Origin of the sequence: Oricola nitratireducens (assembly GCF_014904745.1) — a bacterium.
GTDB lineage: Bacteria > Pseudomonadota > Alphaproteobacteria > Rhizobiales > Rhizobiaceae > Oricola > Oricola nitratireducens.
Window position 1 is genome coordinate 247224 of record NZ_JACZCS010000001.1, and the last position, 21138, is coordinate 268361.

Annotated in this window: 22 protein-coding genes; 13 read left to right on the plus strand and 9 right to left on the minus strand. The window is 62.4% G+C overall.

The genetic code is table 11. From position 1 onward, the window contains the following. Window positions 1-32 precede the first annotated feature (32 nt). From hslV to IG169_RS01230, 5 genes are all read left to right on the plus strand, one after another. The gene (gene hslV / locus IG169_RS01210; RefSeq protein WP_193174316.1) at window positions 33-596 is read left to right on the plus strand and encodes an ATP-dependent protease subunit HslV; all 564 of its coding nucleotides are present in this window, start codon (window positions 33-35) and stop codon (window positions 594-596) included. Next, the gene (locus IG169_RS01215; RefSeq protein ID WP_193174317.1) at window positions 586-1128 is read left to right on the plus strand and encodes a GNAT family N-acetyltransferase; all 543 of its coding nucleotides are present in this window, start codon (window positions 586-588) and stop codon (window positions 1126-1128) included. Before hslV ends, IG169_RS01215 begins: the two co-directional genes overlap by 11 nt. Further along, the gene (locus IG169_RS01220) at window positions 1125-2282 is read left to right on the plus strand and encodes a hypothetical protein (protein WP_193174318.1); all 1158 of its coding nucleotides are present in this window, start codon (window positions 1125-1127) and stop codon (window positions 2280-2282) included. The genes IG169_RS01215 and IG169_RS01220 overlap by 4 nt, the downstream gene beginning before the upstream one ends. A 6-nt stretch (window positions 2283-2288) precedes the next feature. Then, window positions 2289-3602: an ATP-dependent protease ATPase subunit HslU gene (gene hslU / locus IG169_RS01225; protein WP_193174319.1), complete on the plus strand. Its 1314-nt coding sequence runs from the start codon at window positions 2289-2291 to the stop codon at window positions 3600-3602. A 100-nt stretch (window positions 3603-3702) separates the two neighbouring features. Further along, window positions 3703-4662 (plus strand): DUF1402 family protein, encoded by a 960-nt coding sequence (locus tag IG169_RS01230; RefSeq protein ID WP_193174320.1) that lies wholly within the window; start codon window positions 3703-3705, stop codon window positions 4660-4662. 6 nt (window positions 4663-4668) lie between these two features. On the opposite strand, the gene IG169_RS01235 is transcribed toward IG169_RS01230, so the two are convergent. The 4 genes from IG169_RS01235 to IG169_RS01250 are packed head-to-tail and all read right to left on the minus strand — an operon-like array spanning window position 4669 to window position 7492. Continuing rightward, window positions 4669-5055 (minus strand): helix-turn-helix domain-containing protein, encoded by a 387-nt coding sequence (locus IG169_RS01235; protein WP_193174321.1) that lies wholly within the window; start codon window positions 5053-5055, stop codon window positions 4669-4671. After that, complete coding sequence (locus tag IG169_RS01240; RefSeq protein ID WP_193174322.1) at window positions 5052-5666, minus strand: Smr/MutS family protein; 615 nt, start codon at window positions 5664-5666, stop codon at window positions 5052-5054. Before IG169_RS01240 ends, IG169_RS01235 begins: the two co-directional genes overlap by 4 nt. Next, a complete protein-coding gene (mltA, locus tag IG169_RS01245) occupies window positions 5663-6760 on the minus strand; it encodes a murein transglycosylase A (protein ID WP_193174323.1) in 1098 nt (365 codons plus the stop codon). The genes IG169_RS01240 and mltA overlap by 4 nt, the downstream gene beginning before the upstream one ends. Before the next feature lie 12 nt (window positions 6761-6772). Then, a complete protein-coding gene (locus IG169_RS01250) occupies window positions 6773-7492 on the minus strand; it encodes a Tim44/TimA family putative adaptor protein (protein ID WP_193174324.1) in 720 nt (239 codons plus the stop codon). Window positions 7493-7612: 120 nt separating this feature from the next. Between IG169_RS01250 and IG169_RS01255 the strand changes: the two genes are divergently transcribed. Both IG169_RS01255 and secB read left to right on the plus strand, forming a co-directional pair. After that, the gene (locus IG169_RS01255; RefSeq protein ID WP_193174325.1) at window positions 7613-8095 is read left to right on the plus strand and encodes an FxsA family protein; all 483 of its coding nucleotides are present in this window, start codon (window positions 7613-7615) and stop codon (window positions 8093-8095) included. Between the two features lie 119 nt (window positions 8096-8214). Further along, the gene (gene secB, locus IG169_RS01260; protein ID WP_193174326.1) at window positions 8215-8718 is read left to right on the plus strand and encodes a protein-export chaperone SecB; all 504 of its coding nucleotides are present in this window, start codon (window positions 8215-8217) and stop codon (window positions 8716-8718) included. Window positions 8719-8756: 38 nt separating this feature from the next. Here secB and dnaQ read toward each other — a convergent pair whose 3' ends face one another. The 4 genes from dnaQ to IG169_RS01280 form a co-directional block, all read right to left on the minus strand. Beyond that, window positions 8757-9470, minus strand: coding sequence for a DNA polymerase III subunit epsilon (gene dnaQ, locus IG169_RS01265; protein WP_193174327.1), 714 nt, complete (start codon window positions 9468-9470; stop codon window positions 8757-8759). A gap of 61 nt (window positions 9471-9531) precedes the next feature. Then, window positions 9532-10149, minus strand: coding sequence for a dephospho-CoA kinase (gene coaE, locus IG169_RS01270; protein ID WP_193174328.1), 618 nt, complete (start codon window positions 10147-10149; stop codon window positions 9532-9534). Further along, window positions 10149-10991 carry a shikimate dehydrogenase gene (locus IG169_RS01275; protein ID WP_193174329.1) on the minus strand — a complete coding sequence of 281 codons (843 nt, stop codon included), beginning with the start codon at window positions 10989-10991 and terminating at the stop codon, window positions 10149-10151. Before IG169_RS01275 ends, coaE begins: the two co-directional genes overlap by 1 nt. Continuing rightward, window positions 10984-11577: a Maf-like protein gene (locus tag IG169_RS01280; protein ID WP_193174330.1), complete on the minus strand. Its 594-nt coding sequence runs from the start codon at window positions 11575-11577 to the stop codon at window positions 10984-10986. Before IG169_RS01280 ends, IG169_RS01275 begins: the two co-directional genes overlap by 8 nt. Window positions 11578-12064: 487 nt before the next feature. Here IG169_RS01280 and hemE point away from each other — a divergent pair, with 487 nt between their 5' ends. The 3 genes from hemE to rho all read left to right on the plus strand — a co-directional run bounded on the left by hemE (window position 12065) and on the right by rho (window position 15056). Next, window positions 12065-13096: a uroporphyrinogen decarboxylase gene (gene hemE, locus IG169_RS01285; protein WP_193174545.1), complete on the plus strand. Its 1032-nt coding sequence runs from the start codon at window positions 12065-12067 to the stop codon at window positions 13094-13096. Between the two features lie 5 nt (window positions 13097-13101). Continuing rightward, window positions 13102-13650: a protoporphyrinogen oxidase HemJ gene (gene hemJ / locus IG169_RS01290; RefSeq protein WP_193174331.1), complete on the plus strand. Its 549-nt coding sequence runs from the start codon at window positions 13102-13104 to the stop codon at window positions 13648-13650. A 140-nt stretch (window positions 13651-13790) separates the two neighbouring features. Further along, window positions 13791-15056 (plus strand): transcription termination factor Rho, encoded by a 1266-nt coding sequence (gene rho / locus IG169_RS01295; protein WP_193174332.1) that lies wholly within the window; start codon window positions 13791-13793, stop codon window positions 15054-15056. Window positions 15057-15097: 41 nt separating this feature from the next. Here the strand turns inward: rho and IG169_RS01300 are convergent, their stop codons facing one another. After that, window positions 15098-17107, minus strand: coding sequence for a DUF255 domain-containing protein (locus tag IG169_RS01300; protein ID WP_193174333.1), 2010 nt, complete (start codon window positions 17105-17107; stop codon window positions 15098-15100). A 33-nt stretch (window positions 17108-17140) separates the two neighbouring features. Between IG169_RS01300 and mnmE the strand changes: the two genes are divergently transcribed. The 3 genes from mnmE to rsmG all read left to right on the plus strand — a co-directional run bounded on the left by mnmE (window position 17141) and on the right by rsmG (window position 21114). Then, the gene (gene mnmE, locus IG169_RS01305) at window positions 17141-18445 is read left to right on the plus strand and encodes a tRNA uridine-5-carboxymethylaminomethyl(34) synthesis GTPase MnmE (protein WP_193174546.1); all 1305 of its coding nucleotides are present in this window, start codon (window positions 17141-17143) and stop codon (window positions 18443-18445) included. Window positions 18446-18598: 153 nt separating this feature from the next. Further along, a complete protein-coding gene (gene mnmG / locus IG169_RS01310) occupies window positions 18599-20473 on the plus strand; it encodes a tRNA uridine-5-carboxymethylaminomethyl(34) synthesis enzyme MnmG (RefSeq protein ID WP_193174334.1) in 1875 nt (624 codons plus the stop codon). Next, a complete protein-coding gene (rsmG, locus tag IG169_RS01315) occupies window positions 20470-21114 on the plus strand; it encodes a 16S rRNA (guanine(527)-N(7))-methyltransferase RsmG (protein ID WP_193174335.1) in 645 nt (214 codons plus the stop codon). The genes mnmG and rsmG overlap by 4 nt, the downstream gene beginning before the upstream one ends. Window positions 21115-21138 lie beyond the last annotated feature (24 nt).

A 21138-nucleotide genomic window follows, 5' to 3' on the forward strand; every position in this document is an offset into this window, starting at 1 on the left:
ACGCGCGGGCGCATCCGCGGAAAGGACAAGTGATGAGCGAGAAAGAAAACCCCTACGGCACCATGCATGCCACCACGATCGTCACCGTGCGCAAGGGCGGCAAGGTGGTCATCGCCGGTGACGGGCAGGTCAGCCTCGGCCAGACGGTGATCAAGGGCAATGCACGCAAGGTGCGCCGGATCGGCAAGGACAATGAAGTGATCACCGGTTTCGCCGGCGCGACCGCCGACGCCTTCACGCTGCTCGACCGGCTGGAAAAGAAGCTGGAACAGTATCCGGGCCAGTTGATGCGCGCCGCCGTCGAACTCGCCAAGGACTGGCGCACCGACAAATATCTGCGCAACCTGGAAGCGATGATGCTGGTCGCCGACAAGTCGATCTCCTTGTGCATCACCGGCAATGGCGACGTGCTGGAACCCGAACACGGCGTGATGGCGATCGGGTCGGGCGGCAATTACGCTCTTGCCGCTGCCCGCGCGCTTGCCGACAGCGACCTCGACGCCGAGGCCATCGCAAGACGCGCCATGGAGATCGCCTCCGACATCTGCGTCTATACCAACGGCAACGTGATCATCGAAACGCTGGATGCCGAGTAGCCGGGACATCACCTTCACGCCGGTCACGCCGGCCGATTACCCGATGTTGCGCCGCTGGCTGGAAAACCGGCACACACGCGAATGGTGGGGCGAGGCGGAGACCGCACTCGGCCGGATCCAGGACAAGGTGGAGGGCCTCGACAGGACGCGGCCTTTCGTTTTTTTCGTCGCAGACGAACCGGTCGGCTATATCCAGTCCTGGTCCGTCGGAGACGAGGTCGATGACGGCCAGGCGGCGAAAGCGCCCTGGCTGCGCGACCTGCCGCGTGACGCCGTCGGCGTCGATCTCTTCATCGGAAAGCCGGATGCGCTCGGTCAGGGGATCGGCACAAGCGTGCTGCGGGCGTTTCTCGCCATATTGTTCGCCGAGGGAGTCACCACCATCGTCATCGATCCGGACGAAGCGAACGGGCGCGCCGTCAAGGCCTATGAAAAGACGGGGTTTGTGGCCTATGACCGCTACGAGAACCCATCGGGCGTGACGCTTTTGATGACGATCACCCCGGAACGCTTCGCGGAGACCGGCTCATGATTTCCAGGGATACGCTCGATCTGGCGGTCGATCGCGCCATCATCTCCGCCGATCAGCGCGACCGGATCGTGGCGCTCGCCGTCGCACCGCCACCATTGCCCCTGGATAACGAGGCGGCCGCGTCCGGCGACGAACCGATGCGCCTCGTCGGCGGCGGCAACGACTTGTTCGTCACCGTCGGCATCGTGCTTCTCTTCGCCGGGTCGCTGTTCGCGCTGCAATCGTTTTCCGGCATGACGGTCCCGGCGACCGCGGCAGCGCTCGGCGCGTTCGGCTGGCTGGTGGCGGAATTCGTCACCCGGCAGCGGCGCATGCGATTGTCGAGCACCGTTCTCGGCCTCGGCTTCATCGCCGCCATCATCACGCTGCTCACCACCTATCTGCAGAACCGGTCCGGGATTTCCGGCATCGACAATCCGATGCAACTGGCGGCTCTCAGGCCGCAGGCCATAACCTATGCGCTGATCTTGTTCGGCGGGACCGCGATCGCGGCGGTCGTCTATTTCGCGCGGTTTCGCGTGCCGATCATGGCCGCGGTGCTGGCACTTTCCTTCACCGGGGCGGCATTCTTCTTCACGACCATCCATTTCTACGACGGCGTGGTGAATGGCCAGGTGATGCTGCCGAGCCTGCAACAGATCCCTGACGTCATCGCGCGGGCGCTCTACGTGCCGCTCCTGTGCGGATTCGCGGTGTTCGGGACGGCCGTCGCGCTCGATCTGCACGACCGCGAGCGCTTCACGGTGTGGTCGGATTGCGCCTTCTGGCTGCATGTGATTTCGGCGCCGTTGCTCGTCCACCCGCTGTTCATTCTGGCAACCGGGCAGGAGGTCGTCTTCGGCGAGATCGAGCCGGGCGCTTCCGCTTCGGTGATGCTGGGACTGCTGATCGTGGCGTTCGTCTATGTGGCGCTTGCGATCGACCGGCGGTCGCTGCTGATCCCGACGCTCGCCTATTTCGGTTCGCTCGGCATCTACTACCTGGTCAACAGCGCGGCAAACACCACGGGAATCCCGCCTTTTGCCCTGATCCTGCTGGTCATCGGAGCGCTGATCATCCTGTTTGGCGCCGGTTGGCAGCGCATCCGGCGCTTGATTGTCGGTTCGACGCTTCCCACATCGGTGCTGACGAAACTTCCTCCCATGAAACCGTGAGTGCATATGTCTGATTTCTCTCCGCGGGAAACCGTATCCGAACTCGATCGCTTCATCATCGGCCAGAAAGACGCCAAGCGTGCGGTCGCCATCGCGCTGCGCAACCGCTGGCGCCGTCAGCGCCTGGAAGGCGCGATGCGCGACGAGGTGATGCCGAAGAACATCCTGATGATCGGGCCGACCGGCGTCGGCAAGACGGAAATTTCACGCCGCCTGGCGAGACTCGCTGGCGCGCCTTTCGTGAAGGTCGAGGCGACGAAATTCACCGAAGTCGGTTATGTCGGCCGTGACGTCGAGCAGATCATACGCGACCTGGTCGAGGTCGGTATCGCGCTGGTGCGCGAAAAGAAACGCGAAGAGGTCAAGGCCAAGGCGTTTGTCAACGCCGAGCAGCGCGTGCTCGACGCGCTTGTCGGACCGACCGCGAGCCCGGCGACCAAGGACAGTTTCCGCAAGAAGCTGCGCGACGGGTTGCTCGACGACAAGGAAATCGAGATCGAGGTCGCCGACAGCGGACAGGGCGGCATGCCGGGCTTTGAGATCCCGGGCATGCCCGGCGCCAATATCGGCATGATCAATCTCAACGACATGCTGGGCAAAGCTTTCGGCGGCGCCAAGACGAAGACGATCAAGACGACCGTGCGCAATTCGCATGACATCCTGCTCGCCGACGAATCCGACAAGCTGCTCGACCAGGACCAGATCATCCAGGAAGCGTTGCTTGCAGCGCAGAACGACGGCATCGTCTTTCTCGACGAGATCGACAAGATCGCGGCCAGCGAAGGCCGTTTCGGCGCCGGCGTCAGCCGCGAGGGCGTGCAGCGCGACCTGTTACCGCTGGTCGAGGGCACGACGGTCTCGACGAAATACGGGCCGGTCAAGACCGACCACATCCTGTTCATCGCATCCGGCGCGTTCCACGTCTCCAAGCCGTCCGACCTGCTGCCGGAGCTGCAGGGCCGCCTGCCGATCCGCGTCGAATTGCGGGCGCTGGAACGCGAGGACTTCAAGCGCATCCTGACCGAAACCGAGGCAAGCCTGATCAAGCAGTATATCGCGCTGATGGCGACCGAGGAGGTGACGATCAGTTTCACCGATGACGCCATCGACGCGATCGCCGACATCGCCGTCGATCTGAACGCCGCGATCGAGAATATCGGCGCGCGGCGGCTACAGACGGTGATGGAGCGGATTCTCGACGAGATTTCCTTTTCGGCACCAGACAAGGCTGGCGAGGAATTTGTTATCGACGGCGATTATGTCCGCAACCAGATCGGCGATCTGGCGCGAAATATCGATCTTTCGCGCTACGTACTGTGACCGATCGGCCATAGTGGGGAAATCGTTGCGCAAGGCTCTCGACTTAGCCTGGCGCTTTTCCTACTAGCGTTGCGGGGCACACAGGCAGAATTTCGAGACGATGTCGTCATTTCGTATCATCGCTGTTGCCATGCTCTGGCTCCTGTTCGGATCCGTCGCACCCGCATTTGCGCTGACGGTCGTCCCGCCAGGCAACCGCCATGTCGAACAGCCCGACATTCCCGGTGCATCGAGAAACCGCACCCGCGCGCTCAAGACGACCTTCGAAGCGAAATACGAGAAGGTCATGGGCCTGCTTCAGCGCGACAAGCGCCTGATCGCCAACATCAAGCGCACGGCGGAGAAATTCGGCATCGATCCGATCCACATGGTCGGAGCGATCGTCGGCGAGCATACCTACAATGTCGACGCCTACGACCGCGCCCAGACCTATTACGTGAAGGCGATTTCCTATCTCACCGGACGCATCAACTTCGACTATGACGGCGAGGATATCGACGACTTCATCGCGCGGCCGCAGTTCGAGCCCTGCAATGCCCTGCAGGACAGCCGCAAGCTGTGGAGCTGCCGTGAAGCGATCTGGAACGAAAAGTTCCGCGGCAAGACGGTGGACGGAACATCATTTCCGAACAACCGGTTCAGCGCCGTGTTCTTCCAGCCCTTCTATGCCGGCCAGACTTTCGGCATCGGCCAGCTCAATCCGCTAACCGCGCTGATGATGACCGACAGGGTCAACGCGGTGACCGGGGCGCGCAAGCTTTCCGAAAGGAACGGCAAAGAGGTCTACAAGGCGATCATGGATCCCGACGAGACGCTTCCCTATATCGCGGCGACGCTTGCCGCGGCGATCGACGACTACCGCGAGATCGCCGGCTTCGACATTTCGGACAATCCGGGACTGACGGCGACGCTTTACAATACCGGCGATTCAGCCGGGCGGGCGCGCGCTCTAGCCAGACGCAATGCGCAATCCAGCCACGTGATCATGCCGGAAGAAAACTACTATGGCTGGATGATCAACGACAAGGAGTCCGAGCTGCGCGCGCTGCTCGACGAGTGAATCCCGTCATTTTCGCCGCGGCACCTGGCCGGACCGGTTCAGCAACACTCGGATGCGGTGGTTGAGATGCTCGAGATCGTCGCGGGTCAGGTTTCCGACCGCCTGTTGCAGGAGATTGGCGAGTTCGGTCGCCGCCGGATCCATGCCCGACGTATCGATCGTGACCTTCGGCGCCGATTGCATCGCGAGGCGCTGCAACTCGTCGGCATCGTCCCAGATGATGTTCAGGCAGGCGATGATGCGCTGCAGCAGCGCCCAGCCCGGGACACCGCGATGGCCGTGTTCGAGAGCGGACAGATAGGCGGCGGACACACCGACCTGTTCGGCCATCTGCTTCTGGGTCATGCCGCGCTCGGCGCGCAGTTCCCGCAATCGGGCTCCGAAGGGAGTCATCCGCGCAGACTCCCATCGGCGCGCGCAAGCTTGCGCAGGCGGATATAGATCGCGCCTTCGCCGCCATGCTGCCGGCTTGCCGAGGAATAGCCGCTGACAAGGCCGGAAAAACGCGGACTGTTGAGCCACACCGGCACCATGCGTTTCAGAACGCCTTCGCTGCCGAGCGACCGTCCCTTGCCGGTAACAACGAGGACATGGCGGCAGCCCTGCGACCGGGTATCGGCAAGAAACGCGTAAAGGCGGTCGTGGGCCTGGTCCTGCGTCATGGCATGCAGGTCGATGCGGGCATCGATGGTGATCCGGCCCCTGGCGATCTTGCGCGCGGTTGGACGGTCGATCTGGCGCTCGGGGCGCGGTGCCGGTTTCGGCGCGGGCGCCGCGCGGCCATGCGACAGCGGCGACCGGATGTCGGTCTCCTGCGCCGGCGGTTTCCCTGCCGGGCGGGGCGCGCCATCCATCGCCTCGAGAAAATCGCGCTTCAGCGCCTCGTCGGACGCACCCGTCATAACGACAGAGCGGTCGCGCAACGGCGTGACGGTGCGGCCGACCCTGTGCCACAGGATGGTTTCTTCCTCGGTTAGCTTGCGGCGCGGGCGTTTCGTCGTCATCGCGCCACTCCGGCGCCGGGTTCTATGCGGACGGTCTTCGGAACCAGCAGGACAAAATCGGCAGACGAGCGGACCGCCCCCGCGCGATCACCGGCTTTGGAACCCGATCCCATGAAAAGATCGCCGCGCGACGGGCCGACAATGGCGCTGCCGGTATCCTGCGCGATCATCAGCCGCGACCAGGGCGCACCGTCGACCGCGTCGGCGTTGACGAAGACGGGCGTCCCGAATGTGTGTACCAGACGGTCGATGGCGAGCGAGCGTTCGGCGGTCAGCGGCACTTTCGCGGCGGCGACCGGTCCGCTGCCGGCATCGTTCACGGCCGCTTCGCGAAAGAAGATGTAGGACCGGTTTTCCTCCATCAGCGGGAGAGCGTCGTCCGGATGTTCGGCGAGCCATTCGCGGATCGATGCCATGGACACCCGGTCCGGATCGATCTCGCCGCGCTCAACCAGGAGGCGGCCGATCCCGGTGAAGGCATGGCCGGTCTTGCCGTCATAGGTGACGCGCACCACCTCGCCGCCGCCGAGGCGCAGCCGCGCCGCGCCCTGGACATGGGCGAAGAACGCGTCGACCGGGCTTTCGACATAGGCGATCTCGAGGTCGCGGCCATCGAGCCATCCGGCATTGATCGCGGCGCGGTCGGGATAGGCGAGCAGCGTGCCGTCCGCCGCGATGCGGGCAAAACGGATCTCTTCGTCCCATCCGAGCGGGCGGTTATCGTCGGTGACCGGAACCAGATCCTCGGGGCGGCGGTAAAACGGCACACAGAACCGGTCCCTTCTCTCGTGTGACGCTTCGATCTCGGGTTCGTAATAGGCGGTGACGAAACCGCGTTCACCGATGGATTCCACCAGGGCAAAGGGGTCGAAGTTGCGTTCGAAAAAGCCGCGCGGATCGGCTCTGGCCGTATCCGACGCGGCTTCTGAAAAAAGCGCATCGAGGCGTTCCGGAGGAATCCCCGCGTCGCCACGACGGTAGGTTTCGCCCATCGGCCGGTTGGCGTGACGCGCGAATGCGCTCAGCGCGGCGCCATGATCGTCCGCGGCCCATCCGGCGAGATCGCTAAACGGGAGCGGTCGCAGCGTCCACATCGGAAGAGCGGATCACTCTTCGGATTCGGTGGCAACGAGACGCCAGTTCGGATCGCGGCTGCGGGTGTCGCGCGAGAAAGTCCAGACATCCTTGACCTCGACGACGGCTTCCGGATCGCCGTCGATGACGACGCCGTTCTTGTCCTTGGTCGCGGAAATCAGCTGGCTGACGAAGCGGATCGTCACATAGGCTTCCGCATCGCGCATCTCGGCCGTCGTGATGGCGGCCTTGTCGATGCCGACGAAGCTCGACTGCACCGTCTCGCCGCGCGCCTCGCGCTCGTCGAGCGCGGTGGCGAAGCCGTCATAGACATCCTTGGACAGGAGGTTTTTCAGCGTTTTGCGGTCGCCGTCGGCAAACGACATGACGATCATCTCGTAGGCCATCTTGGCGCCGGAGAGGAATGTCTCGGGTTCAAAATCGCGCGCCTGGTCGCGAATCGCGCGCAGGCCGGCATTGAGATCCGTGCCCGGTTTGGCGTAGCGATCGATCTCGCGATAGGCGTCGGCCTTGGCTTCGCCGCGGCCCGGCAAGGTGATCACATTGTCGGAGTCGGAATCTTCCGCTGCGGCATCGGTGCCCTTGTCGGCCGGTGACTCGCGGGTTTGCGAATAGGGATCGAAAGGCGGCCTCTCGTGGCCGGTGCGTTTCCCCAGCACGCTGCGCAGCTGCAGAAACACGAACACCGCGGCGACGATGAAGATAAGTGTGACAAGGTTTGAGCCTTCCATAAAACGTCCCGCGCTAAAGCTGTTTTTCTTCGACTTCATATAACCACGAATGGCGCGCATTCAAATCGCGCAATGAATAACTACATTGTGGGTGCAACATCGAGAAAAGAAACCGATTCCATGCCGTTTACGCTCCTGCCTTTCATCCTCCTGATCATTCCGCTGCTGGAAATCGGGGTATTCATCGCCGTCGGCTCGCAGATCGGGGTCCTGCCGACACTTGGCATGGTCGTTCTGACGGCAATCATCGGCTCGGTTCTGCTCCGGGTTCAGGGATTCGGGCTGCTGAACCGCATGCGCAGCGAAATAGACCAGGGCCGGATGCCCGGACGGGATCTCGTGCACGGGGTCATGATCCTCGTCGCCGGCATCCTGCTGCTGACGCCGGGCTTCGTGACCGATACGCTTGGCTTCCTGTTGTTCGTTCCGGCGCTGCGCGATCTCGTCTGGCATTTCGTTCGGCGCCGCATACAGGTCGTCTCGGCAACAAGTTCCGCGCATTACGAAACCCGCCGTTCCCAGGGCCCGCGCACGATCGACCTGTCCGAAGAGGATTATACCGAAGGCCGGGACGGCACGAGCCCCTGGTCGAAGGACGACTAGAGCGGGCCGCTCTTCGGCCTTGCGTTCTTGCCAGTCAACAAGGGCCGTGCTAGCCAGCCGCCAGATTTCAGCGAGCGCAGGTCAACCCCGCGCCAATATCCATCCGAGAGGCTTGAACGATGGCAGACGACAAACAGAACGGCGGCACACAGCCCGGAAGCACGGAACAGGCAAACGGCGCCGCGCCGCAGCTTTCCGTCCTGACCCAGTATGTGAAGGACCTGTCCTTCGAAAGCCCGGGCGCGCCGCTTTCGCTTCGCCCGCGCGAAAAGTCGCCGGCCATCAACATCAACGTCAATGTCCAGGCGAATCCGCTTGCCGAAAACGATTTCGATGTCGGCCTGACGCTCACCGCCAAGGCCGAAGACGAAGGCAATGTGCTGTTCAATGTCGAGCTGGTCTATGGCGGCGTGTTCCGCGTGGCGAATTTCCCGCAGGAGCATCTCCTGCCGATCCTGTTCGTCGAATGCCCGCGGCTGCTGTTCCCGTTTGCCCGCCAGATCGTCGCCGAATGCACGCGCAATGGCGGTTTCCCGCCGCTGATGATCGACCCGGTCGATTTCGCGCAGATGTTCCAGCGCCGCATGGCGGAAGAACAGGCCAAGGCACAGGTCAACGCCTGATCCGGATTTAACACCGGGACTGAAAAGCAAAGGGCGGCTCAGCCGCCCTTTTTCGTGTCCGCGCGCCAGATCGCGTTTTCGCCGAGCCCGTCGACCAGCGCGCGGTGCGCCTCGACTTCCGCGGGCGTGATGCGGGACGGCAGCGGAACCGGCCGTGGCCGGAGCGTTATCGAACCGGCATCCGACGGCCCGCCATTGCCGCTCCGATTCGCTTCGCCGGTATCCAGCCCGAGCGCCGCCTGCTTGCCGCCGACCAGCTCGATATAGACTTCGGCTAAAAGCTCGCTGTCGAGGAGCGCGCCGTGTTTCTCGCGAATGGAGTTGTCGATGCCGTAGCGCTTGCACAGCGCGTCGAGCGAATTCGGGCCCATCGGGTGACGGCGGCGGGCAAGACCGAGGCTGTCGACGATACGGTCCGGGTCGATTGGCGGAAAGCCGATCCGGGCAAACTCGGCATTGAAGAATCCGACATCGAAACCGGCATTGTGGGCGATCAGGGTCGCGCCCGCGGTGAAGTCCAGCCAGTCCTGGACGACTTCGACGAATTTCGGCTTGTCGGCAAGTTGCTCGTTCGAGATCCCGTGGACGGCCAGCGCCTCGGGATGAACCTCGCGCCCGTCCGGATTGATGAAGACATGGAAATTGCGCCCGGTGATGAACCGGTTTTCCAGTTCGACCGCACCGATCTCGATGATCCGGTCTGCGGAGGAATCGAGCCCGGTCGTCTCGGTATCGAAAATGATTTCCCGCATGATCTCGTTCCGGCGTTGGCGTTTCGCCCATGATGACCGGCGCGGTGCGCCATCTCAATGGTCAGGCGCTGCCGTCCAGTGCTTCTTTTTTACTGTTCCTGGCTGCAAGCACGCGCACGATATCGCGCACCTTGGCGCGCGCCGCCTCCATGCCGAGCGAAGTATCGACGAGGAAATCGGCGCGGCGGCGTTTTTCTGCGTCCGGCATCTGCTTGGCAAGCAGGCCTACGAAGCGTTCTGTCGTCATGCCCGGCCGCGCCATCACCCGCTCGCGCTGAATATCCGCCGGCGCGGTGACAACCACCGTGCAGTCGACGCGCCGATCGCCACCGGTTTCGAAAAGCAGCGGAATGTCGAGCACGACGACGGGACGGTTTTCGGCGCGCGCCTTGTCCAGAAACGCGATTTCGGCCTCGCGGACCAGCGGATGAACGATCTTTTCCAGTCTCGCCATCGCCTCGGCATTGCCGACAACGCGTTTGCCAAGCTCCGCCCGGTCGACAACGCCATCCTTTACCGTTCCGGGAAAAGCCTCCTCGATCAGCGGCGCGGCCTTGCCCGAATAAAGCAGATGCACCGCGGCGTCGGCATCGTGGACCGGCACGCCTTCCTCCGCGAACATCTTTGCGGTGGTCGATTTGCCCATGCCGATCGAACCGGTGAGACCGACGATGATCATCAGCTGTGCACCTTGTTCAGGTCGGCGATGACGAGATCGCGCAGGGTATCGTCGACATCCGGCCAAGTACCGAACCAGTGCGAAAACCCGGGTGCCGCCTGGTGCAACAACATGCCGAGACCGTCGGCGGTTCTCAAACCCGCCTCCGCGGCGAGTTTCAGGAACGGCGTCTCGAGCGGCACATAGACGATATCGGTCGCCATCGCATCCGGTCTGACATCCGCCATGTCGAGAACAAGCGGCGGCTGGCCGTGCATGCCCAGCGACGTGGTGTTGACGATCAGGTCGGCGGATTTGAGAAGAGTGCCGGCGGCATCCCAGCCATAGGCCGCGGTCTTTTGGCCGAACCGGGTCGCGAGCTGATCGGCGCGCTCGACGGTGCGATTGACGATGTCGATACGGGAATATCCGGCTTCGAGCAGAGCGTGGATGACCGCGCGGCTGGCGCCGCCGGCACCCAGCACCAGAGCGGTCTGTCCGTCGCGCCAGCCCTGCAGACGCTGATCGAGATTTGCCGCGAAGCCAAAGGCGTCGGTATTGCCGCCGACGAGAACGCCGTTTTCGAGCCAGAGCGTGTTGACCGCGCCGATTGCCTCGGCGGCGGCATCGCGCCGGTCGACCAGATTAAAGGCAGTTTCCTTGTGCGGGATGGTGACATTGCCGCCGATCCATTCGCCGGCGCGCAACGCCACGGTGAGCGCGCGGAATTCCTCAGGCGGCACGTCGATCGCGGAATAGGAGCCGTCGATGCCATAGCGCATCAGCCAGGCGCCATGGATGAGCGGAGACCGCGAGTGGCCGATCGGGTGGCCGGCGACGAAGGCGCGCGGCGCGTCAGCCATCGATCTCGCCCAGGTCGCGCAGCTTTTTAAGCAACGGTAGAATCGGCAGGCCGACAATGGTGAAATAATCGCCGTCGATACCGTCGAAGAGCTGGATGCCGAGGCCTTCGTACTGATAGGCGCCGACGCTTTTTAGCGCAGCGTCGCCGGTACGCGCGAGATAGCGGCCGATGAATTGCGGCGACAGCGGACGCACACGCATGTGCGCGACGGAGACATGACGCCACACCGCCTCGCCATTGCGGACAAGCGAGAGCGCGCTCCAGAGCTGATGGGTCTTGCCGGAAAAGGACAAAAGATGGAACCGCGCCTCTTCCATGTCGGCCGGCTTGTGAAACAGCTTGCCTTCCAGCGACAGGGTCTGATCGCCGCCAAGGACGAGAGCACCCGGATTGCGCTCGGACACATCCATTGCCTTGGCTTCGGCGAGGACCGCGGCGATGTCCTCGGCGGTCGCGTCCGTCTCGAGTAGCGGCGCCTCGACGCTACGCTCATCGATCCCGGCGGCTTCGGCTCTGAAGTCGAGACCGGCGTTTTTCAGGATCGCCGCACGAAACGGGCTCGTGGACGCGAGGACGAGGCTCATCGGAACTCCCTTTGCAATGCGGCCAAGCGGTTAGACGCTCGCAAGCCGGTTGGCAAGGTTATCAAGGAGCAGACGAATACCGTCCGCGCGTTTCGGTTCCGCCTGTGGGGTACTGTGGATAATCCGGACGCGCTCCGGCGGGTTTTCCCCGGAGGCGATTTCAGTGCGACTTATCCACTCTTCACAGGCGGAGCCTGCCGGTTTTGCAGGGCTGGGGAACAGCGGGGAAAAACGATGCTGTCCCGATTAATACAGAACAATCCACAGGACGGTCGATTATAAACAGGCCAAAGTACTGAAAAAGCTAATGAATCTCTTCCACATTGATTCACAGGCACTTTTGACATTGTTTCCGCACGCCTGCGGCAATCCGTGTCTGGCCGTGATCTCTGCAAAACCGGAGATACCTGCTATTCACAGACTCATAGAATCATCAAATAGCTTCGCAGAAGTTTTTAGAAGACAGGTGTGGAGCGGGGAAACGGGGATAATGGCAACCGAACGCAAGATCATGAAGGTGCTGAACGGGGAGACGGTGACCCCGCCACCGATCTGGATCATGCGTCAGGCAGGACGCTATTTGCCGGAATACAGAGCAACGAGAGCGACGGCGAAAGGCTTTCTCGATCTCTGTTACACACCGGATCTGGCCGTGGAAGTGACGTTGCAGCCGATCAGGCGATACGGCTTTGATGCGTCGATCCTGTTTTCGGACATTCTCGTTCTTCCCGATGCGCTGAAGCGCGGCGTGCGTTTTGTCGAAGGTGAAGGACCGCGGCTCGATCCTATTACGTTGGAGGAGATCAGCTTGCTTGATCCGTCCGGGATGCATGAACATCTGGCGCCGGTCTACGAGACGGTGCGGCGGTTGCGCGGCGAATTGCCGGAAGAGACAACGCTGCTCGGATTTTGCGGTGCGCCCTGGACGGTAGCGACCTACATGATTGCCGGACGCGGCACGCCCGACCAGGCGCCGGCGCGGCTGTTCGGCTATCGCGAGCGCGCGGCGATGGAAAAACTGCTCGATCTTTTGGCCGACATGTCCGCAGATTATCTTCTTCGTCAGCTCGAAGCGGGCGCGGATGCGTTGCAGGTCTTCGACAGCTGGGCGGGCGTTCTCGACGAAGAGACGTTCGAGGCGTTTTGCGTGAAGCCTGTCGCGCGTATCGTCGAAAAGGTCCGTGCGGTTCGGCCGGATGCAAAGATCATCGGCTTTCCGCGTGCAGCGGGCGCGCTTTATCGCGGCTATCGCGAAAAGACGCAGATCGATGCGCTGGGCCTCGACTGGACGGTGCCGCTCTCCTTTGCGGTGGAGCTGCAGAAGGAAGGCCCGGTGCAGGGCAATCTCGATCCGCTGCGTGTCGTTGCCGGCAAGGAGACGATCCGTGACGGTGTGGACCGGATCCTCGATGCGCTGGGTAATGGTCCGTTGATCTTCAATCTCGGCCACGGGATAACGCCGGACGCCGATCCGGAGAATGTCGGCTACATGGTTGACCGGGTGCGCGGAAAGGCGTGAATGCGATGAGCGATCCGGATAGCGAGATCTCGAAACGGAGCGGCAGGATAGCGGCGCGGCGCGCGGCGATCGCCATCGTGGTGCTGCTCGTCTTTACCGGCTTCATCTTCTGGCTCGATCCAACGGATCTCTATCTCTGGATCAAGGCGGTGCATGTCATCGCTATCATTGCCTGGATGGCGGGGATGCTCTATCTGCCGCGGCTGTTCGTCTATCATGCCGATGCCGAGAAGGGCTCGGTACAGAGCGAGACCTTCAAGGTGATGGAGCGGCGCCTGTTGCGCGTCATCATGAACCCGGCGATGACCATCGCCTGGGCGCTCGGTCTGTGGCTCGCTTGGACCGGTGGCTATTTTGCGTCGCCATGGTTCCACGCGAAACTGTTGGCGGTGATCATTCTTTCGGCGGTACATGGCATGTTTTCGAAGGCGGTGCGGCAGTTTGCGGAAGACCGCAACGACAAGCCGCCGCGCTACTGGCGCATGATCAACGAAGTGCCGACGCTGCTGATGATCGTCATCGTCATTCTCGTCATCGTCAAACCCTTCGGCTGAGGGCAAACGCGCCTTTCCGATTGTGACTTGAAGTAAAGCGCGCAAAAGCTTATGTGAGGAAAAACTCGGCCCGGGATTCCCGTCCCCTTTCTAGGGCCTCTTTCCTCCATTTCTCTATTCCAAAGACAAAGCGTGTTTTCATGCAACAAATGAAACTACAGGACCTCCAGAACAAATCCGCCACGGATCTCGTCGAATTCGCCGAGAGCCTGGAGGTCGAAAACGCCAGCACCATGCGCAAACAGGAGCTGATGTTTGCGATCCTGAAGCAGCTGGCGGCCGACGACGTCGAGATTATCGGCGACGGCGTGGTCGAAATCCTGCAGGACGGCTTCGGCTTCCTGCGTTCGGCGAGCGCCAATTACCTTCCCGGCCCCGACGACATCTACATCTCGCCGTCGCAGATCCGGCGGTTTTCGCTGAAGACCGGTGACACTGTGCAGGGCCCGATCCGTGGACCGAAGGAAGGCGAACGCTATTTTGCGCTTCTGAAGGTCAACACGATCAATTTCGAAGACCCGGAGCGGATCCGGCACAAGAGCCATTTTGACAATCTGACGCCGCTCTATCCCGACGAGCGCTTCAAGATGGAAGTCGACGTGCCGACGTCGAAGGACCTGTCGGCGCGTGTCATCGATCTCGTGGCACCGCTCGGCAAGGGCCAGCGCGGCCTGATCGTCGCGCCGCCGCGCACCGGCAAGACGGTTCTGCTACAGAACATCGCCCACTCGATCACGGCCAACCATCCGGAATGCTACCTGATCGTTTTGCTGATCGACGAGCGTCCGGAAGAAGTGACCGACATGCAGCGTTCGGTGAAGGGCGAAGTTGTCTCCTCGACATTCGACGAACCGGCATCGCGCCACGTGCAGGTTGCCGAGATGGTCATCGAAAAGGCCAAGCGCCTGGTCGAGCATGGCCGTGACGTCGTCATCCTGCTGGATTCGATCACCCGCCTTGGCCGTGCCTACAACACCGTGGTGCCGTCCTCCGGCAAGGTGCTGACGGGCGGCGTCGACGCCAATGCCCTGCAGCGGCCGAAGCGCTTCTTCGGAGCGGCACGCAATATCGAGGAAGGCGGGTCGCTGACCATCATCGCGACCGCGCTGATCGATACCGGCAGCCGCATGGACGAGGTGATCTTCGAAGAGTTCAAGGGCACCGGCAACTCGGAAATCGTGCTCGACCGCAAGGTCGCCGACAAGCGCACCTTCCCGGCGATCGACGTGCTCAAGTCGGGTACCCGCAAGGAAGACCTGCTTATCCCGCGCCAGGATCTGCAGAAGATCTTCGTGCTCCGCCGGATCCTTGCGCCGATGGGCACCACGGACGCGATCGAGTTCCTCATCGACAAGCTCAAGCAGACCAAGAACAATGCCGAGTTCTTCGACTCGATGAATGCCTGACAGAGCGGATCCGGTTATTTAGCCGGATTCGTAAGTCGGATTCATATCCCTTCCTGTAGCAGGACTTCGAGCTCGCCGTCGGTTGTCACCGGCGGCGAGCATCGCTTTTCGGCGCAGAGATAGGCGCCGTTTTCGGGAAACTGTGTTCCGCCAGCTCCGGAAGAATGGAAAATGTCGGTCCGGCGTGGGTCGGGGTGGCGTGTCGCATAAGCCCAGAGCGGATCGCCCGAGGGGTCGTTTCCGACGACGACGAGCTTGCGTGCCGCCGATACGGTGTCGGCGGCGTTCATGAATCCGGCCTGGCCGAAACGGCTTTGCATGATCCGGCCGGCGGCATGGGCGGTCAGGTTGTCCACATGAGCGGTCAGGTCGGCATCGTCCGTGGCGAGCGCCAGCCGGGCGAGCGCCTCGATGACTTGGGCCGTGGCGGAAGGATTGGCCTCGTCGAGGTCATTCCATGCAAGCATCGGCGTATCGGCCCGATCGCGCTCGGACATCCAGTATGCCCGACTCGATTCGAAATCGAAATGATTCCGTTTGAGCGAATCGGCCAGCTTCTTCGCCTGGTCGAGGAAAGCGGTATCGCCGGTGGCTTCGGCGAGCGAGAGAGCGGCACTGATCATGGCGGCGTAATCGACGGCGAAACCGAAAGCGCTCGGCTTTTTGCCGTCATGGACGTGGGAGAGCCGGTCGCTGGCAAACAGCGCCGCCATCAGGGATTGGAACCGGGCGCCAGCAATGTCGAGCCACGATTCGGAACCGAAATAACGGCCGGCCTCGGCGATGGCGCGGATCGCATAGCCGTTCCAGTCGGCCAGGACCTTGGTATCGCGACCGGGCGGGACGCGTCTGTAGCGTTGCTCCAGAAGAATTTTTCGGCTTTCGGCATGGCGGGCGATTTCGGCTGCGGCCTGCGCCGGGTCCTTGCGAAAGGCGGACAGGTTGGGGATGTTCTTTCCTTCCCAGTTCCCGCCTTGGGTAATGTCATAGGAAGAAGCGAAGGATCGAGCGGCCTGTTCGCCGAGGAGGGAGATGATCTCGTTCAGCGACCAGATATAATATTTGCCCTCCTCGCCTTCCGAATCGGCGTCGAGACTGGCTGCATAGCCGCTGCCCGGGATCGCCATGTCGCGCTCGAGCCATGCGATCGTCTCGTCGATTCGAGTCCGGAACAATTCCTGGCTGGTCTCCGAGTGGGCCCAGACGCAATGGCGGATGAAATGGGCGTTGTCGTAGAGCATCTTCTCGAAATGCGGCACCAGCCATCTGCCGTCGACCGCATAGCGGGCCAGCCCGCCGCCAACATGGTCGTAAATTCCGCCGAGGCCGATCGCAGTGACGGTTTCGAGAAAGCGGTCGCGTGCGGTTTCGTTGCCGTCGCGCAGCCATGCGCGCCACAGTGTTTCGAGAAACGGCGCATTTGGGAATTTTGGCGCGCCCTGAAGACCACCGTGGTCTGGGTCGTAGAGGCCAGTAATGCGGTGCGCGAAATCGCCGATGGTCTCCGGGGTCAGCATGCCGGGCGCTGCGCTGCCGGCGAGTTGCTCCTGCAGATGGTTCTGCAGCCTGCTGGCGTTGGCGTCGATATCGGCGCGGCGCTGGCGCCAGGCGGCTTCGACCTGGACCAGAACGTCCGTGAATCCGGGCCGGCCATAGCGGGGCTCCTTCGGGAAATAGGTGCCGCCCCAGAAAGGCTTGCCGTCGGGCGTCAGCACCATGGTCAGAGGCCAGCCGCCCTGCTCTCCCATGGCGGTCAGCGCGGCCATGTAGATCTGATCGATATCGGGGCGTTCCTCGCGGTCGACCTTGATGTTGACGTAGAGCCCGTTCATCAGCTCCGCGACTTTGTGGTCCTCGAAGCTTTCATGCGCCATGACATGGCACCAGTGGCAGGCGGCGTAGCCGATCGACAGCAGGATCGGCCGGTCGAGTTCCCGGGCGGCCTGCAGCGCCGTTTCGTCCCAGGGCTGCCAGTGGACAGGATTGTCCTTGTGTTGCAGTAGATACGGGCTTGTGGTGCTGGCGAGCCTGTTTTGCGAAATGGCGGTCACGCGATCATCCTTCTTCGGTCGGGTCTTAACGATATGGATACCATCTTTGCGTTGTCGAGCGGGGCGTTGCCGTCCGGTGTCGCGGTCATCCGCGTTTCCGGCCCGCAAGCGCGTAAGGTGACTGAAGCGCTCGCCGGAATTCTTCCAGAGCCGCGGAATGCGGCGCTACGCTCGATTCGTACCCGGAACGATTCGATCATCGACGCCGGCCTGGTGTTGTGGTTTCCGGGACCGGCCAGTTTCACCGGCGAGGACAGCGCCGAATTTCATCTGCATGGCGGGCGCGCGGTCGTTGACCGGATGCTGGAGGAGCTGGCGGTTTTCGACGGATTGCGGATGGCGGAAGCGGGAGAGTTCTCCCGGCGGGCCTTTGTCAACGGCAAGTTCGATCTCACCGAAGCGGAAGGCTTGGCCGACCTGATCTCTGCTGAAACCGAAGCGCAACGGGTGCTGGCGTTGTCGCAAGCCTCCGGCTCGCTGAAGGATCTCTATGAAAGCTGGCAAGCGCGGTTGTTGCATGCGCGCGCCATGATCGAGGCGGAAATCGATTTCGCCGACGAGGAGGACGTTCCCGGCTCGGTCGCGGATCGGGTCTGGACGGACATGGCGGCGCTGGCGGACGAGATGCGAACGCATATGGCGGGCGCCGGGCGGGCCAATGCCGTGCGCGAGGGGTTCCGGATTGTCATCGTCGGTGCGCCGAATGCCGGCAAGTCGAGCCTGATGAACGCGCTCGCTGGCAGCGACGTGGCGATCGTGTCCGAAGAACCGGGGACCACCCGGGATGTCATTGAAACGCGCCTGTCAATCGGCGGGCATCTTGTGATTGTCACCGATACGGCCGGGATCCGTGAGGGGGCCGGCAAGATCGAGGCGGAAGGCATTCGGCGCGCGCGTGCGCGCGCTGCGGAAGCCGATCTGGTACTGCATCTGTCGGAAGATGGTGTGTGGGCGGCGGATTTCGATTCTGGCGATGTTGCAGTCTGGCGGCTGGCGACCAAGCAGGATCTGGCAACGGTCAAGGCGCCAGGCGGCGTCATAGAGGTTTCGTCTGTTCGGGCTGGCGGACTGGACCGGTTGTTTGACGCACTGGAGGCGCATCTCGCCACGGCGCTGGGGAAAGACGTGTCCTCCCTGCCCACGCGGCAAAGACATATCGACAATCTCCGTTTCTCTCTGGCGGAACTCGACAAAGCGAACAGGGAAGAAGGCTTGCCGCTGGAATTGCGTGCCGAATCGCTTCGACTCTCGGCATTCAACCTGGGGAGGATCACTGGGCAGCACGGGGTCGAGGATGTGCTGGGTGTCATTTTTTCCCAATTCTGCATCGGGAAATGATTCACGTGAAACATTGTCAGGGACGCGGTATTGCGGGGATTCACGTGAAGCGCCGCCGCTGGAGACTTCTTCGGTGTTTCACGTGAAACATGGCCGGCCTTGACGCCGCCGCTTTCCTGCGTCATTCGGGCGCGATCCAGAAAGATGAAAACCATGAAGCGTGAATTCGACGTGATAGTCATCGGCGGCGGCCATGCCGGCTGCGAAGCGGCGCGCGCCGCGGCGGCTGTCGGCGCGCGGACGGCACTCGTCACCCATTCCTTCGCGACGATCGGGACGATGTCCTGCAATCCCGCCATCGGCGGATTGGGCAAGGGACATCTCGTGCGCGAGATCGACGCGCTTGACGGTCTCATGGGCCGGGTCGCCGATGCGGCCGGGATCCAGTTCCGAATGCTAAACCGCCGGAAAGGTCCGGCGGTTCGCGGGCCCCGCACCCAGGCGGACCGCAGGCTTTACCGGGAGGCGATGCAGGCGGAAATTGCCGCGATCGGCAATCTCGCCGTTGTCGACGGCGAAGCGGTTGACCTCGTTCTCGACGATAATCGTGCCGTGAGCGGTGTTATGCTCGCCGACGGTTCCGGGATTGCCTGTCGCGCGGTTGTGCTGACGACCGGCACATTCCTGCGCGGTCTGATCCATATAGGGGACAAGACGACGCCTGCGGGCCGGATGGGCGAAAGGCCGAGCATCGGCCTGTCGGCGACGCTGGAACGCCTTGGCGTGCCGCTCGGGCGCCTGAAGACGGGGACGCCGCCGCGGCTCGACGGACGGACGATCGCCTGGAGCACGCTCGCGATGCAGGCCGCGGATGACGATCCGTTTCCGTTTTCGACACTGACGGATGCGATCACCAATCCGCAGATCGAATGCGGGATCACGCGGACGACGCCGGCGACGCACCGGATCATCGAGGACAATCTCGGCCGTAGCGCAATGTATTCCGGCAATATCAAGGGTGTCGGCCCGCGCTACTGCCCGTCGATCGAGGACAAGATCGTCAAGTTCGGCGAGCGAGACGGCCACCAGATCTTCCTCGAGCCGGAAGGTCTCGACGACGACACGGTTTATCCAAACGGGATTTCGACCTCCTTGCCCGAAGAGGTGCAGCTGGAGATCCTGAAAACGATTCCGGGTCTCGAGAAGGCGGCGATGCTGCAGCCGGGCTATGCGATCGAATACGATCACGTCGATCCGCGCGCCCTGGATACGACGCTGCAATTGCGCAGCGTAGAGGGTTTCTTCCTTGCGGGTCAGATCAACGGGACGACCGGATATGAAGAGGCCGGCGCGCAAGGTCTTGTTGCCGGCTTGAACGCGGCGCGTCTGGCGGGCGGTATGGAACCGGTCGTGTTCAGCCGTACGGATTCCTATATCGGCGTAATGATCGACGATCTGGTATCACGCGGCGTTTCCGAACCCTACCGGATGTTTACCTCGCGGGCGGAATACCGGCTGTCGCTCAGGATCGACAATTCCGATCAGCGGCTGACGCCGCTGGCGATCGATGTCGGCCTGGCAGGCAAAGAACGACGCCGGCATTTCGATTCGATGACGGAACGACTTGATGCCGCGCGGGCGCTGGCGCAGGACCGGGCGATCTCGCCGCAGGAGGCGCATCGATTCGGACTCGAAATCAATCGCGACGGCGTGCGGCGGTCGGCCTATGACCTGCTGTCATATCCGGATATCGGGATGAAGGACATCGTCCGCATCTGGCCGGACATGGCAGCGTTTCCGGCTTCGATCTTGGAACGGCTGGACATCGAAGCGCAATATGCCGTCTATCTGAAACGCCAGGCGGCGGATATCGCCGCAGTGCGCAAGGAAGAGCAGACCGTCATTCCGGATGATCTCGATTATGACCGGATCGCCGGGTTGTCGAACGAGCTGAAGCAGAAGCTGAAAGCGCGCAGGCCGGAAACGCTGGCTGCGGCGCAGCGCATCGAGGGGATCACGCCGGCGGCGCTCGGCCTGATCATAGCGCATGTGCAACAGCGCCGCCGCGCTTCGAGCCGCGTCGCATGACAATCGAATCTTTTTCAGCGCAAAACGGCCATGACCCGCTGGCGGATGTTTCACGTGAAACGCGCCGGAGGCTGGAGGATTTCGCGGCGCTTTACGGGAAATGGTCGCCGCGTATCAATCTGACCGCCCCGTCGACGCAAAAGGATTTCTGGCGCCGCCATGTCGCGGACAGCGCGCAGCTTCTCGAACTGGCGCCCGATGCGCTGCATTGGGCCGACCTCGGATCGGGCGGCGGATTTCCCGGCATGGTGATCGCGATCCTGCTGCAAGATCGCCCGGACGCCCGGGTCGAACTGGTCGAAAGCAACCGGAAGAAGACCGCATTCCTGCAGGCGGTCAAGGCGCAATGCGCGCCGTCGGCGATCATCCATGCCGAGCGGATCGAGCAGGTCGTCGGCCGGATCGCGGCGCCGCAAATCGTGACGGCAAGGGCGCTTGCCGCCTTGCCCGCGCTGCTTTCGATGACAGCTCCCTGGCTCCGCCACGGAAGCCGGGCGCTGTTTCACAAAGGCCGTGGATATGCAGCCGAGATCGAAGAAAGCCATGCAAATTGGGATTTCGATCTGTTAATACATCAGAGCCGGATCGACGCAGACTCCGTTATTCTGGAAATATCCAATCTGCGGCCGAAACCGGACTGAACCGTTCCTGTATTCGAGGGCTTT